The sequence below is a fragment of the Mycoplasma sp. 1654_15 genome, assembly GCF_012516495.1.
Classification (GTDB): Bacteria; Bacillota_I; Bacilli_A; order Mycoplasmatales; family Metamycoplasmataceae; genus Mesomycoplasma.
In genome coordinates this window covers 589815-605484 of the sequence record NZ_CP051214.1, presented here as the reverse complement: position 1 = coordinate 605484, position 15670 = coordinate 589815, and the positions used below count along the sequence as shown (strand labels likewise).

The window sequence follows — 15670 nt, the reverse complement described above, 5'->3', positions numbered from 1 at the left end:
TGCAATAATGCCAAAAACAAAAGTTTCACTTAGTTGTATAGAATGCAAAAGTAAAAACTACAATATAAATAAATCTTCTGATGAAAGACTTATTTTAAAAAAGTTTTGTAAAAAATGTAATTCTAGTACAACACACAAAGAAGAAAAATAGATAGTTAGAAAGTTTTATTTATGTTAAAAAACAAAAACAAGAAAAATAAACCAAAAAAATATTGAATTAGACACTTTTTTAAAGAATTAAAAAGAGTAAAATGACCATCAGGTTCATATTTAGCTAAAAATTATTTCAAAGTGTTAATTTTCGTTTTTATTGCAACTATTTTATTTTTCATAATATTAACCATAGCAACTTTACTCTGAAATAAAGCAGGAGTAGGATTATAAAAAGGAAATGATGACAGATTTTAAATGATATATGATTTCAACTATTTCAAACAAAGAAGATAATGCAATTGAACTTTTAAAAAACAGAATTAAATCCGAAGGATTAGAACAATACTTTAAAGAAATAAAAAAGTTTGAATATACAACCATTAGTGAAAAAGAATATGAAAAAAAACTAAGAGGTGAAAAATACTCAGAAAAAAAAGAAAATTTATATAAAGGCTACATTTTTATTAAAATGCAAATGAATGATGCTGTTTGATTTATTGTAAGAAATACACAGTATATCACAGGATTAATCGGTTCTTCTGGTAAAGGAACTAAGCCAACTCCTGTTTCAGAAAAAGAAATTAGAAAAATGGAACAAAAACAAAAAGAAAAAATAGCTGAATATGCAAAATACGGCACTGTTGATTCACCGTTTAAAGAAGGTTCAGTTGTTGAAATAATACAAGGTCCGTTTATAGGAGAAATAGGTAAAATTACTTCAGTTGATTTATCAAAAAATACTTCAATTGTTGAAATAGAAGTTCTTGGAAGAAAAACAGATACTTTAATAGAAAACAAAAATTTAAAACTCATTTCCAATAATACTAGTTCTAACTAATAATATTTATTCTAAAAAATAGCAATTTTTTGCTATTTTTTAGTTTTATTTTTTTAAAATTATGAAGAAAAAAGAAGAAAAAACACGAAAATTAAGTAGTATTTCAAAATTAAGTAATAAACATATTCAAGTTATAAAATACATTACAAATTTTCTTATAAAGTTTCCAAAACAACCACTTTCAGAACAACAAATTACTTTTTTGATTAACAAATTTAATGTATCAAAAACCATTGTTTTGTTTCTATTTACTAAAATAAAAAAAATTGATATTGAAAAAACAAGCAAAAATTCTAAAATAATAGTACAAAAATTCATTAAAACAATAATGCCTTTATCTTCCAAATATTATTTAGATTTTTGTTCGTGAGAACCTATTCAAGATAAAAACAAAGCAATTTGAATTAATCAATTTGCTTTAATAGAAGAAAAAAATTTAGTAGATTTTTCTTATTATCGTAAAAAATGCTTCAAAAATGAAGAAATTGTTATAGATTCTGAATACCTTATTCATAAAAAAACAGAATTTTGAAATATCGAAAAATCTTACAAATTAGTAAGTGATTTTAAGAATAATTTTATTAGTTTCAAAAAACAAATTTACAAATTTGATAGCAAAAATAAGCAAGTAATTTACAAATTCTGCTATAAAAACGAACAATTAATTCAAATTATTAAATCCAAAGTAAATCCAAAGTATTTTGAAATAAATGCTAATGATAAAATCTAAAAAATTTTTTCATAATAATAAAAATTTTGTAAGTATTAATTTATCATTATGCAAAAGGAAATTATGATATTAAAAAATGCATTAATTACAACCAAAGATGAACAATTTCTAGGTTATTTAGAAATAGATCAAACAGGAAAAATAAAGAAAATAGTAAAGGGACATACAGAAAAAGTAGGTATTGACTGCAATAACAACATTTTATTACCAGCATTTATCGATTCTCATACTCACGGAGGTTATGGTTTTTCTTTTAATAAAATAAATGAAATAGATTTTTTAACTAAATTTTTAAAATACAAAAATAATTTACATAAAAAAGAGGGTGTAGCAGCAGTTTTTGGAACCACAGTCACAGATACTTGAAAAAACATTAAGTTATTTACTGAAAAATTTAATTATCTACATAAAAATTATGAATCATTTTTATTAAGTTGATATTTAGAAGGTCCTTTTATTTCAAAAGAAAAAAAAGGAGCACATAAACAAGATTTAATTATTTCAGCTAAAAAACAACATCTTGAATATTTAAAAAATCATTTAAATTTCAAAGCCACAATCGCAATTGCACCAGAAAATAATGTAGCAAAACTATTGGATAAATACCAAAATGACTTTGATTTTACTATTGGACATTCAAATTGTTTTAATTTTTCTAAAACACACAAATTAACAACCTACAAAAGATTTACTCATTTTTATAATGCTTGTTCAATGTTTAATCAAAGACAAGAATCACTGGTGAATCTTATATTAGAAAACAAATTGCATAAAAATTTTTTAGTGGAGTTAATTGCAGATGGCTTGCATATTAGAAATTCTACATTAGCTTTTACATTAAATATGTTAGATATTGATAATATATGCATAGTATCAGATTCACTACCTGAAAAAGGTTTAAAAAACGGCATCTATGATCTTGGTCCTTTAAAAGTAGAAAAAAAATCAGATTTATTTTATATTCAAAATTCCTCAACAATAGCAGGTTCTGGCAAGGGTTATAACAAAATTTTAAAAAATTTAAAGAAAAATACCAATATTAATTGATCACAACTAGTAAAAGTCTCTTCATATAATGTAGCTCAAGCACTCAATTTAACTCATTTATATGGTGATATAGCAGAAAATAAACCAGCTAATATTGTTTTAATAGATAAAAATTTTAACGTCATTTTTAGCTTTATAAATAACAAATATTTTACTAATAAAAAACTCTAAAATGCTTCATTTTTGAGGTGGTACCCTTTTCTTCTAAAATTTTTAAGTGTTTTAATTAATTATAATTTGAAATGAATGTTTCTCTAAATTTAATGGGAGACATTCATTTTATTTTGTCTTTAATTCGTTTGTGATTGTAATAATAAATATAATTTGCAATTGCTTTGTGAAGTTGCTTAAAAGTTAAAAATTCTTTTTCGCGACCATAAAAACATTCTCTTTTAATGTTCCAAAAACGATTCAATAACGCTATTATCTAAACAATTTCCTTTTCGGGACATGGACTGAATTATTCCTTTTGTTTTAATTTTTCTGAGAATTGTCTATGTTGATACTGTCAACCTTGATCACTGTGAAAAATTAAACCTTCAAGATTTTTGTGTTTTGAAAATGCTTTTTGAAGCATTTTTCTAATTTGTTGGTTGTTAGCGCTTGTAGACAAATCTCAAGCAATAACTTCACCTTTAAACATATCTAAAATTGGTGATAAATATGCTTTTCCAAATGATCCGCTAAATTCTGTTATGTCTGTAGTTCATTTTTGATTTGGTTGAGTTGCGACAAAATTTCTATTTAAAATATTGTCTACAATTTTGCCAACACTTCCTTTGTAAGATTTGTATTTTCTTCAGAACAAATTGCTTTGAGATTGAATTTTGCCATTAATCTGCGAACTTTTTAATTCCAATTTTATAGCCTCTATTATTAAGTTCAGCTTTTATTCTTCTTTTTCCATATCTTGCTTTATTTTCTTTAAAAATAAGCTTCATTTGGCTTATAATTTCTTCATTTTTCTTGTCAAAATCTTCTTTTTGAGTTCATAATAAAAAGTAGATATAGGAATAGAAAACTCTTTTAATACTTGAGTTAAGCGAAGGTTTTTGTCAGCTTTTACTATATTATAAATGTTTTTATTTTTCTTGCCTTGGTTGATTTGAGTCAAAGATCTCTACCAAGGCTTTTCACTTTTTAGTGCTTCATTTTCCTTTTTAAAAGTTTATTTTCTTTTCTAAGAAGTTTCAGTTCTTCATATACAGATAATGAAGAATTTGATTGATCTTGACTATCGGAATTGTTTGATATTTTTGTAGATTTATTATTATTAATCTTAGATTTCATTATTTGTCTTCCTTTGTTTAATTGTAAACCACTAATTCCCAATTCTAAATATTTTTCTTTCAAAAAGATATTTGACTTGGATTAAGATTATTTTCAAGTGAAATTTTAACAATTGGTTCACCAGCTAAAAATCTTTTAACTATGTTTAATCTTTGATCTATAGTTCACTTTTTATTTCGTGGTTTTTCTTAAGTCCTTCAACTCCTAATTTGTCATAAATTTTTCTCAAAAAATTACTTGATTTAAAAATTTTTCTGACTTGTATTAACAAAATCGGGCTTTTTAATTTCAATTCCTTTTTTGTATTTTTTTACACATTCTAATTTAAATTCTAATGAATATTTCATAAAAAATCCCCTTTTCTATTTTCCTAAGAAAAGGGGATCCGCTCATTTTGAAGCATTTTTTAATTTTTACATATAAATTATTATATATTGTGCAGTCTTTATATTATAGATATTAACTATTGATTAACTATTAGAATTTTAAATAAACAATTAATTTAATGCATCAAATATTTAAATTTACAAATACTATAAATAATAATAAGCAAAAAGCCAAATTTTTTAAAATTTTTTGTTTTTTTAAAAATTAATTATAATTTTACAGAACTTATACAAACATAATAATTTTAAATACTATATAAATTCAACTAATGCAGTTGATAAATTTTTATTTACTTATATAGAACAAAACAAAATTATGGAAGGTAAAATATGAAAAAGAAACTTTTAATAGGAGTTGCTGCAGGTGCAGCTGCTGTTGGTGTTTTTGGTTTAATAGTCGGGCTTTCTTCAATGTCCGGAAATGGAATTAGAAATTATATTGATGTTCCACAAAAACAAGTTAAAACCATAAGCGATCTTTCCTTCAAAGATAAAACTTTAACCTTACTAGATTCATATGAAACTGTAAGAGATAGATTCTTTACTAAAGATCCTAATGGAACATATACAGCATTACCTGCAAAAGATCAAGATGGTTCAGAATCACCTAGAGACTGAAGTGATGTATTTAAAGTTTGGGCTGGAGACAAAGAATTTGGAACTCCAGAAGAAACAGCAAATGCAAATACAGATTTAAAAGATGTAAAAAGCTCTGTTGTAAAATTCTTATCAGTAACACCTGAAGATGCACAAAAAGGTTTTTTAGTTAAATTCCAAGTTGAAACTGAATTTAATGATGGAACAAAAGTAGAATCACAAGTAGTTGAAAAACTAATAAGAGTATTAGATCAAGCAAAATTTGTAGTTTTAGATAAAGCTCACAGCATTAAAAAAGAAGTTGAGAGTTTATTTAAAGATTCAGCTACAACATCTTTTACTCCATCTACAACTTTTTCAGCAGAATTTGAAACAGATGTTAACTCTGCAACTTCATCTGAAGATTTTAAAACTAAATTAGACAAATATTTTGCATTAAGTACAACACTTAATAGTCTTCAAAAAAGTATTAACAATCAAGATACTTTTAAAGTTGAGTTTATTAAAAACCCTAATACAAAAGAAGAATTTGCAACTGAAAGTTTAGGAAACGAAGGTGTATTTACTGTATACCTAAAAACTTCTTTAGCAGATGCATTTAAGGCAAAATTACCAGCTGGTGTAAATTCCGATTTTGAACACATTGATTTACTTTCAATTTCTAAAGATGCAAAAGGTAAAGAAAGTATCTTTATTACAAAAGCTGATGTTCTAAATAAAGCAGTGTTTGCTTCAGTTGATCCTAAAAATGAAGTAAAAGATTCAGAGTATCAAACTTTAGAAAGTTTTAATAATACATTAGCTGATGGTGAAAAAATCACTGATGATTCAGATTCATTCTTTAAAGATCACAAAAATGATTTAGTAATCTCAGATTATGATGTTCTTACATTACAAAGAGCATTTAATAATCCTCCTTTAATGTTGAACAATTATCAAGATTACAAATCTAAAACAGGATGATATGCAGACAATATTGATCTTAATAAAGAAAAACAAGATGCATTAAATAAAAGATTACAAGCATTCATCAAACAAACAATGAAATTTGCAATTAATGATAAAGAATTATCAGAAACTGTAAATAAAGACATTGAGCTAGCAGTTGGTACAGATGCTAAAGCTAAAAGAGATGAAAATGGATTGTATGTTGAAGTTCCTTATACAATCAAATTCAAAGGAAAAACTTCCCCAGTTAAATTTGTAAAATTACGTAAATTTAACCAATATTCAACAGATCAAAATCCTAATCCTACTGTAGAATTAAACGATTTATCTACTGTAAAAGCAATTTTTGCTCCTACAAATGGCTTTGATACAGAAAACGAAGGTAAATTAGTATTTAATCCATCAAAAACCAATCAAATTAGTAAATCATTTGACTCAGCCGTACCTATTTCAGGTGAAGAATTGAAAAAATTAGTTGAAGCACAAGATTCTGATAAATTATTATCAATTTTAAAAAACAACTACTATCAAAGAATAAGATTTTCAGAAAAAGAATTAGTAGATGCTCTAACTTCTGATAATAGCTTCAAAATGCCAACAGTTGAAGAAATTAAAAACAAAAAAGTTAAATTCCAAATTACTGGTGCAGATAAAAGAAATAGAGTTTATTCAATTAATTTATTTAAAACAGATAATGAAGTTGGACAATTCTTTGCACATTTATTAACTTTAGATAATAAAACAGTTGAAGAATATCTAAAAGCAATTTATGAAAAATTCCAACAAATTTCAGATTGATTTGCTAGACTTGATAGTTCAGGTCAAGTTACTGACGAAGATAAGAAAAACAAAATTAAGTATGTTTCACTTTCATCAAATCAAGTACAATTTTTAGACAATGAAGATCTTTCAATCTTCCCTCTTGGACAATTTACTAAAAATACTACTAAAGACTTTGTTTCTTCACAAGTTCAAAAATACTTCAAATCTGTTTTAGGTGATGAATTTATTGAAAAAATTAAAAAAGATAATGTTACTTGAAAAGATTATTCATTAAATGGTGTGTATTTAGAAGATCAACAAGGTACTACAAATACTGATAAACAAACAGAAATATTATCTGAAGATGATTTTGTAAAAGCATTTTTTGTAAAAGCTGCTTTAGAAAATAACTTCCAAGGTTATAGATCATTAGGATCTACTTGAAAATCTAAAATTAAATTTGAAATTGCTAAAGATGACGAAGTTAAAAACAAAGCTGAAGATACTTTAACATTAAACTACTGATATGAATTCTATGTACCACAAGAAAATGGTGAATTAGGTAATGCAGTTTATAAAACAGCTAAAGTTGGAATTAATCTAAAAGTTGCAACTCTAAATTCAGAAGACTTTGCAATTCAACAAGAATTAAACAAATTAGTAAAAACAATTCCACAAACTGAAACTACATTCCAAGGTAGTTCATTAGGTGAAGCTCAACAAAATAAACTAGCTGAAGAACAAAATAAATTCAGTGATGAAAGATACAAAGACTTCAAACAAGAAATCAAAAATACAGACGAAACTGGAAAACAAGTAGAAGACAAATTTGTTGAATACTTTGGACAAAAAGCTCTTGATTCACTAAAAGCTTACATTGGAAGCGATGTTAAATTAGCTTATCAACAAGGTGGATTCTTAAACAACAGAACCGACTTTAACCAATTAAGTTTAAGATTCTATCTAGCTAAATTAGATCCTGCTTGAGTAAAAGAACAAGAAGCTAAAAAAGCAGCTCCAGCAGCACCTACTCCAGATGTAACCCCAGGTTCAAATGGTGCAAATAATAATAATCCACAAGCACAAACTCAACAAACTAAAGCAGAACCTAAATGAATTTTATCTAGTGAGCCAGTTGTTTATAGAATTTTAGGTTTAGATAAAATTAAGAAAACAATGAACAAATAACAATAAATAACAACATTTAAATTTAAATAAAGGAAAAATTATGATAAAAAATAAAAAAGTTTTATTAGTTCTAGGTGCTGTTGTTTATTTAGGTGTATTAGTAGTTACATCAACAGCAGTTGGTCTTACAGCTAAAGCCAGAAAACTAGCACAACGTACAACAGCAGATTCAAAAATAATTCAATTACAAGATTCAAATACAGCAGTTACCAAAGCTGATGTTGAAAATATAATAGCTTCATTTAAACTAAAACCAGAATTTACAAAATTAAGTGCATCTGACGCATTAGAATTACACAATAACAAAACATATTCATTTGAATTAATAGATGCTATTGATGATGCTTCAAAATCAAAACTAAAAGAAAAAGGATTAGATTTTGAAGTAAGAACTGTAGTAGAAACAGAAAAAACAGATCAATTTCCAGTTTCTACAGCTGCTGGAACAACAATTAAAGATCTTAAATTTATTGTTTTTTCAAATACAACAGATGCAAGAAATAAAGGTCAATTCTTTGAAATAAAAGCTGGTCTATCAGGATTTTCAACTAATCCAAATAAATCAGAATTTAGTTTTTCATCTAATTCAAAATTAATTGCTTTAGAATCTAAACAAAACTTACTTCCATCTGAATTTGTTTCACAATTAACTAATTCTTTAAATTCATCTTCTGATAATAAACCTAATTTAGAGAAATTAAAAGAATTTACAAAATTAAGTTTAGTAGATGCTCAAAATGTTCCAGTATTTGTAGACAATTACAACTTAGAAGTAGAACAAGCACAAAGTTCAATACAGCAAGATGATGATAAAGGTACTTTAAGTTTATTATTAAAATTAACACCAAAAAATACAACTAATGCACAAGCTATTTCTCGAAGAGTAAGTGTTGAAAACTTAAATTCAAGAGATAAACAAGCTAAAGCAATTCAACAAATTTTAAATACAAATCCAGCTCAATTAGTTACTTTATCAGAACTTACTGACTTTATAACTAAAGCTAAAGAAAATGAATTTAAAGACAAAAGAAATTTAATTTCTAATATCTTTAAATCATTAACTGATGAACAACTAAAAAAAGAAGTAACTTTAGAAGCTTCTAAATTAGGTACTAACTTAGCAGAAGAATTTAAAAACAATTCTTTAAAACTTATCTTTACTTTTGATAAAGAACAAAGCTTAGTTCAAAAAACAGGAAAAGCTTCAGTAGATGTTAAATTAGAAATTTCTGATAAAACTAGCGATCCACAACAAACTGATACTCAAACAAGTTCTACAGCAAAAACATTAGAATTAGGTAAATTTAATTTAAAACTCTTCCAATCTCAATATGATAGAGTATTAGACCAAGCGCTACATCCAACTACTGGTGAAGGTGATTCAATTGTTTTAGCTAAAGATGATCAAGTAAGTGAATTTTCATTAGAAAAAAATAATCTAACTACATTTGGTTCTGATATAATTGCAAACCTTAATAAATTAATTCCAGCTCGTATTGTTGAAGATCAAAAAGAAGCTGATGCTAAAAAAACACAAGCAGACCCACAAGCTTCACAAGATACTACAACAACAAGTACAACAACAAGTACAACAACAACAACAGAATCTGTAGCATATAAATTAATGACTTTAAATGAAGTATTTGCATCCAAAGATCAAAAACTAACTTCAGCAATTGAAAGACATTTATTAGAATATCTAGAAACTATTTTATCTAAAGAAGATGCAACTGCAATTTCTAGAGTATTTGCTCTTGGTCAGACAATTCCTACAGATGAAGTTCCAGCAACAACAGTTGCAAAATTTGATTTTAAATTAGATCAAAATACACAACAAGTTTTAATTATTACAACTTTAGTTGATTCTACAAAACCAGAAGAAGTTCTAGCTACAAAAACAATTGCAATTAAAGGATTTGTAAACGATTCTCCAGCATATGAAGTGGCTAAAAAATATGGAGCACAACTATTTATAGATGCAACTTCAGCAGTTGAGACAGAAAAACCTATAACAATTAGTGATAAACTTTCCAAAAAATTCATCAATCCTAAAGATTCTGAAATTAGTAAAGTAAAATCAGTTTCTTCCTTGGTAAACGATAATATTACTTATACTCCAGATGCAGTTGATTTAACTTATAGTATTAATCAAAATTGACAACGTACTGGTGGTTATATTAAAACAGATATTAATAGCTTAAAATATTCATCTGTCAAATCTACAAAAGATTCTTACTTTGTTAAAACTCCATCAGTTAAAGGTATTTTATTACAAGATTCACAACTAAATTTAAAAACAAGTAGTTGAAATTTTGAAAAAGACTCACAAGTTAAAAAAGACATTGATGTAAATTTAGACCCTAAAGGTGATAATTCAGCTACAAAAGAAAACATTGCACCTTATATAGCAAAAAATACCAAAGTTGCAGAATCATCTGTTTATGATGGTTCAATACTTCTAGCATTTACTCCATATGAACTTGAAAAACAAGGTAATAAAAGAATTTATTTATTAAATACACTAGATAATGCTTCTTACGGTAGAGTATCAGTATTTTTACAAAAAGTAAAATCAACTGAAACTTTATCAGGTAAAGATAATTTACAAACTTATGTATTAGGATTAGAATATTTTGCTGCTGCAAATCTAGCACAAAAAAATAGAGATCAAGTTAGAAAAATATGAAATGGATTACAATTTAGTTATCCTTGAAATTCAGGAACTAGAGCTGTAATTTTAGGGACTATAAATTTTAAAGGTTCTACTAATAATTTAGATAAAATTTCTCCTGCAATTATTACAGATGAAACTTCTAATAGTGATGAAGATAAATTAGTTCCATTAACTGATAGTAGCTTTAGTTTACCTAAATATGGTCCTTGAGATAAACAAAAACAAGATATTGGAGAAGAACAACAACTTTCTAAATCTGTGTTTGAAAAAAATAAATTTTATTCTGAAGCTTCAAAAGAAAATTCAGGATTTGATAATCTTTACTTAGATAATTCACTTTCTAAAGTTATTTTACAAATTAATTTAAAATCTGGAATTAGACCAAACAATTTAAACACTATTGAAGATCCATCCATTAATTTTAAATATTTAGTTTATAGAAATGATAAAGATATACAAGAATATGATTTTACATTAAAAGGTGGAAATTTAAACTTCCAAAATAAAGATGATAAAGCTGTATTTAATATCTTTACAAGAGGAATTGATTTTTCAGTAATCGGAAGTAGAGCGATTGAAAAAGTAGAAGATTGATCAGATTGAAATGCTTGAGCTCACAAACAATTATCCCATCTTAAACAAAATGAAAAACAAAATTTAAGTAAATGAGGTTTCTCCAAAGGTGGAACTTCCATTATCTTACAAGGTATGGCTGTATTTAAAAATATAGATGAAAAAGGAAAACAAGAAGCACTTGATAGTTTCAAACAAACCTTCTTAAAATAATAATATTTATAAATAATCAAAAAATCAAGCACTTGCTTGATTTTTTGTTATCTTTTTATTATTAAAAAATTATAATAATTTATAATTTTATATATTTATTATGATAAATAAATATTTTAAACAATGTAATTTATTATATATATTTATAGAATAAAAAGGTAACAATTTATATGGCTATGAGAGCAAAAACAAAAGATAGAATATTCGATGAGTATTGTATAAACAAAAAACCTTGTTTGGATTTTGCAGGCAGAGAAATAATTAAAGATCATAAAAAATCATCTACAGTTTCTGAAGAAGACTATTCACAATATCCAGGTTTATGAGACATTGACCACATTATTCCTCAAAATGTATTTGAAAACATAAATAAATCACAAATATCATTAATCAAATCATTTAAAAATTCAGAAAAAAATCTACAACCTGTTCATCGGAAAACAAATGAAGAAAAAGGAAATGAACTTTCTTTTGTCGCTAACAAAGTAAAATGAAAAGTGATAATTAGTCCTTATACCCCAAATTCAACTAAAAGAAAAGAAAAAAAATTAGAAATAGTTTTATTTGATCACAAATTATCAGATAAACAAATAGAAGTAGAATCACTTCTTAAAACTTCGAAAACAAAAAAACAAAATCAAACAACCAATAACACTAATAACACTAATAACACTAATAACAAAAATTTAAAAAATGAAAAAATAGAAAATAAAACTTCTACTTCTTCTACTTCTACTGCATTAGTAAAAATTAAACAAGAAAATCAAAGCTCTTTAAAACCTATACTAACTACAAAAGAACTTTTAAATTCATATAAAAACCAATTTCATATTTTTTCAATGATTATTGAAAAAGAATTTAATTTTAATCATTTAAATTTAATTGAAGAGGCATTTTTAAAAAATAATTTACAAATTAAATATTATTTTTGTGATCAAAAATTTTCTGGTACAGAATTAAAATATTTAAATATATTAGTGAAACATAGTTTTAGTTTAAACACAAATTTTAACAATATATTCTTAAACATCATTGATACCTTATCTACTCTTGAACAAGACAAAGAAAAATTTTTACTCAAAAAATTTCCAATATTTTGAAACATTCAATCAATAAATATTAATGATTTAAGAAATTTTAAATCCAATATTTTTTCTTTATTTTTCAGATCTTATGAATCATTATTAGCAAATGGACATACTTTTGAAAATACACATCTTTTAGTTGCAAAAGAAATTAAAAACTCATTATCTTTAATTTATAATCTGGATGTAAATCAATGAAATACAGATAAAAATACAAAGTGGTTTTGATTAAAACAGCCATATTAAAAAAAAAAAAAAAAATAAAAGAGAGAAAATATGATAAAATCAGCAACAGTTCTATTCGTCGGTGATATTTTTTCTAAAGCAGGGATTGCCAGCTTTAAAAAACATTTTCCAGTCTTGAATCAAAAATACAATTTTGATTTAGTTGTAGTTCAAGGAGAAAACGTCTCAGGACGAAAAGGACTTAATGAAAAAGACTATTTAGAACTAAAAGAAGCTGGTGTTGATGTGTTTACTTTAGGTAACCATGTCTGATCTAATCCAGAAATTTTAAAAATTATTAATAATAACGATATTGTGCGACCATTAAACATTAATGGCCTTGATTATCCAGGATACGGAAGTGTAGTTTTTCAAAAAAACAATTTAAATTTTAGAATCACATCACTTTTAGGTATTTCATTTAATGGTCTAATAAAACCTTGGAAACAAGATTATGCAGATAATTTCTTTGATGCCATTGATGAAGTGGTTTTAGAAGATAAAGCTGACTTTCATTTAGTTGATTTTCATGCTGAAACTACATCTGAAAAAAATGTGTTGTCCATTTATTTAAATGGTAAAATAAATGCAATTGTAGGAACTCATACACACGTACAAACTTCAGATGGAAGAAAATTATCTCAAGGAACATTATACATAACAGATGTTGGTATGACAGGACCAAGAAACGAAGCAATCGGAGCTGATTTTTTAAAGGTCTATCAAAAAATGCGTTATGATAAGATGATTAAATTTACAGCATCAAATAATTATTCACAATTTAATGCTGTTGTTTTGAAGTTGAATACTAAATTAGATAATCAACAAATAGAAGTCATCAACATTATGGAAGACATAAATTAATTCAAAAATACTCTTTGCATTAGAGTATTTTTTTGTATAATTAAGCTCCAAAACAAAAGACAAACAGCGAAATTTTTAGTCTGCGAACTTGTACAAAAGCAAAAAAATGGTATAATTTAAAAATATTATAAGCACTAGTTACAATTAGTAGTTAGGAAACAAAATGACAAGTAAAAATTATGAAGCAGATAGTATTCAGACCCTAGAAGGTCTTGAGCCTGTTAGAAAAAGACCAGGTATGTATATCGGTGGAACTGGAATATTACCATTACACCATCTAATCTGGGAAATAGTAGATAATGCAGTTGATGAGGCTCTTGCTGGTTATGCAAATACAATAGAAGTAGAAATTACAACCGACGGATATGTAAAAGTAACTGATAACGGACGTGGAATTCCTGTAGGTATTCATCCAAAACACAATGTTTCAGCTGCTGAAGTAGTTTTAACTATATTACACGCTGGTGGTAAATTCGATGGTAGTTCCTATAAGGTTTCTGGTGGTCTTCATGGAGTTGGGGCTTCAGTTGTAAATGCCTTAAGTGCAAATTTAAAAGTATGAATCAAAAGAGATGGTAAGCTTTACTTCCAAGAATTTGTTGACGGAGGAAAAAAATTAGCAGACTTATCTGTAATAGATACTGTAGCTGATAATTCAACCGGAACAACTATAATGTTTAAACCTGATTTTACTATTATGGAACCAAACGAATTTCGTTTAGACATTATTTTAGATAGACTAAAGCAAACCGCATATTTAACTAAAAACTTAAAATTTATTGTTAAAGATCAGAGAAACAATTTTTCTAAAGAATTTTTATTTGAAGGTGGAATTGTAGATTACGTTAGCGAGTTAACTAAAGGCTCAGAAAAAGTACATAATGAAATTATTTATGCTGAAGGTGAAATTTCTACTGAAGAGTATCACACAAAAGCAGAAATTTCTTTACAGTATGTAAAAGAAGATAGATCAGAAGTTTTAGCTTATACTAACAATATCTACAACCGTGAAGGTGGAACTCATGAAACTGGTTTATTTGATTCACTTTCTAGAATCTTAAATAACTATGCTTTAGAAAATAAATTCTTTAAATCTGAACAAGAAAAATTTTCCCGAGAAGATATTAAAGATGGAATGTATGTTGTTGTATCAATTAAACATTCAAATCCAATTTTCGAGGGTCAAACCAAAGGTAAATTAAACAACAAAGAAGTTCGTCCAGCTGTTAATAAAATTTTTTCCGAAGTATTCGAAAGATATTTAGCTGAAAATCCAGATCAAGCAAGAAAAATTATTGAACGTAATTTATTATCACAAAAAGCAAGAAAAGCAGCTGAATCTGCTCGTGAAGCAATCAAAAGAAAATCACCATTTGAAATTAACTCATTACCAGGCAAACTGGCTGATTGTACAACTAAAGACGCACAAATTAGTGAGCTATATATAGTTGAGGGTAATTCAGCTGGTGGTAGTGCCAAAATGGGTCGTGATCGTCATTTTCAAGCTATATTACCACTTAGAGGTAAAGTAATTAATTCTCAAAAAACTAATTTTGAAAAAGTGCTAAAAAACGAAGAGATTTTATCTTTAATTACGGCTTTTGGTACTGGAATTGGTGCTGAATTTAATATCAATAAAATTCGTTATTACAAAATTATTATTATGACAGATGCTGATTCAGATGGTTCACATATTAGAACTTTACTTTTAACTTTTTTATACAGATTTTTCAAACCTTTAATTGAATATGGTTTTATCTACATAGCTCAACCTCCACTTTATAAAATTTCTGCTAATAAAAAAGTTATTTATGCATATTCTGATAAACAAAAAGAAGAAATAATCCAAAAAGAATTTGATAATCAAAAAGTAACTATTCAAAGATATAAAGGTCTTGGAGAGATGAATCCAGACCAACTCTGAGAAACCACAATGGATCCTAAAACTAGAAAAATGATGCAAGTTCAAATTCAAGATGCTATAATTGCAACACAAGTATTTGAAGAACTAATGGGAACAGATGTTACCCCAAGAAAATTATTTATAGAAGAAAATGCCAAATACGCAAAAAATCTAGATTTTTAATAATTTATTAC

Annotated in this window: 10 protein-coding genes, 1 pseudogene and 1 other annotated feature; of the genes and pseudogenes, 10 read left to right on the top strand and 1 reads right to left on the bottom strand. The window is 26.1% G+C overall.

Going from position 1 to position 15670, the window contains the following annotated elements:
• Positions 1-7 precede the first annotated feature (7 nt).
• The 5 genes from rpmG to HF996_RS02635 all read left to right on the top strand — a co-directional run bounded on the left by rpmG (position 8) and on the right by HF996_RS02635 (position 2939).
• Positions 8-151, top strand: a complete 144-nt coding sequence (gene rpmG, locus HF996_RS02655; RefSeq protein ID WP_168910510.1) for a 50S ribosomal protein L33 — start codon at positions 8-10, stop codon at positions 149-151.
• 20 nt (positions 152-171) lie between these two features.
• Positions 172-384 carry a preprotein translocase subunit SecE gene (gene secE / locus HF996_RS02650; RefSeq protein WP_168910509.1) on the top strand — a complete coding sequence of 71 codons (213 nt, stop codon included), beginning with the start codon at positions 172-174 and terminating at the stop codon, positions 382-384.
• 10 nt (positions 385-394) lie between these two features.
• Positions 395-991 carry a transcription termination/antitermination protein NusG gene (gene nusG, locus HF996_RS02645; RefSeq protein ID WP_168910508.1) on the top strand — a complete coding sequence of 199 codons (597 nt, stop codon included), beginning with the start codon at positions 395-397 and terminating at the stop codon, positions 989-991.
• Positions 992-1052: 61 nt separating this feature from the next.
• Positions 1053-1721, top strand: coding sequence for a hypothetical protein (locus HF996_RS02640; RefSeq protein ID WP_254427692.1), 669 nt, complete (start codon positions 1053-1055; stop codon positions 1719-1721).
• Positions 1722-1784: 63 nt separating this feature from the next.
• A complete protein-coding gene (locus HF996_RS02635; RefSeq protein ID WP_168910507.1) occupies positions 1785-2939 on the top strand; it encodes an amidohydrolase family protein in 1155 nt (384 codons plus the stop codon).
• A gap of 55 nt (positions 2940-2994) precedes the next feature.
• On the opposite strand, the pseudogene HF996_RS02630 reads toward HF996_RS02635, so the two are convergent.
• Positions 2995-4405: pseudogene (locus tag HF996_RS02630) on the bottom strand (IS3 family transposase).
• Positions 3839-3922: a sequence feature (ribosomal frameshift element), on the bottom strand. (Overlaps the previous pseudogene by 84 nt.)
• Positions 4406-4774: 369 nt before the next feature.
• On the opposite strand from HF996_RS02630, the gene HF996_RS02625 reads away from it, so the two are divergent.
• From HF996_RS02625 to HF996_RS02605, 5 genes are all read left to right on the top strand, one after another.
• On the top strand, positions 4775-7939 hold the full coding sequence (locus HF996_RS02625; protein ID WP_168910506.1) for a P97 family adhesin: 3165 nt from the start codon (positions 4775-4777) through the stop codon (positions 7937-7939).
• 40 nt (positions 7940-7979) lie between these two features.
• A complete protein-coding gene (locus HF996_RS02620) occupies positions 7980-11399 on the top strand; it encodes a P110/LppT family adhesin N-terminal domain (RefSeq protein WP_168910505.1) in 3420 nt (1139 codons plus the stop codon).
• Positions 11400-11569: 170 nt separating this feature from the next.
• On the top strand, positions 11570-12730 hold the full coding sequence (locus HF996_RS02615; RefSeq protein ID WP_168910504.1) for an HNH endonuclease domain-containing protein: 1161 nt from the start codon (positions 11570-11572) through the stop codon (positions 12728-12730).
• Between the two features lie 30 nt (positions 12731-12760).
• Positions 12761-13573 (top strand): TIGR00282 family metallophosphoesterase, encoded by an 813-nt coding sequence (locus HF996_RS02610; protein WP_168910503.1) that lies wholly within the window; start codon positions 12761-12763, stop codon positions 13571-13573.
• Positions 13574-13736: 163 nt separating this feature from the next.
• On the top strand, positions 13737-15659 hold the full coding sequence (locus HF996_RS02605) for a DNA topoisomerase subunit B (RefSeq protein ID WP_168910502.1): 1923 nt from the start codon (positions 13737-13739) through the stop codon (positions 15657-15659).
• Positions 15660-15670 lie beyond the last annotated feature (11 nt).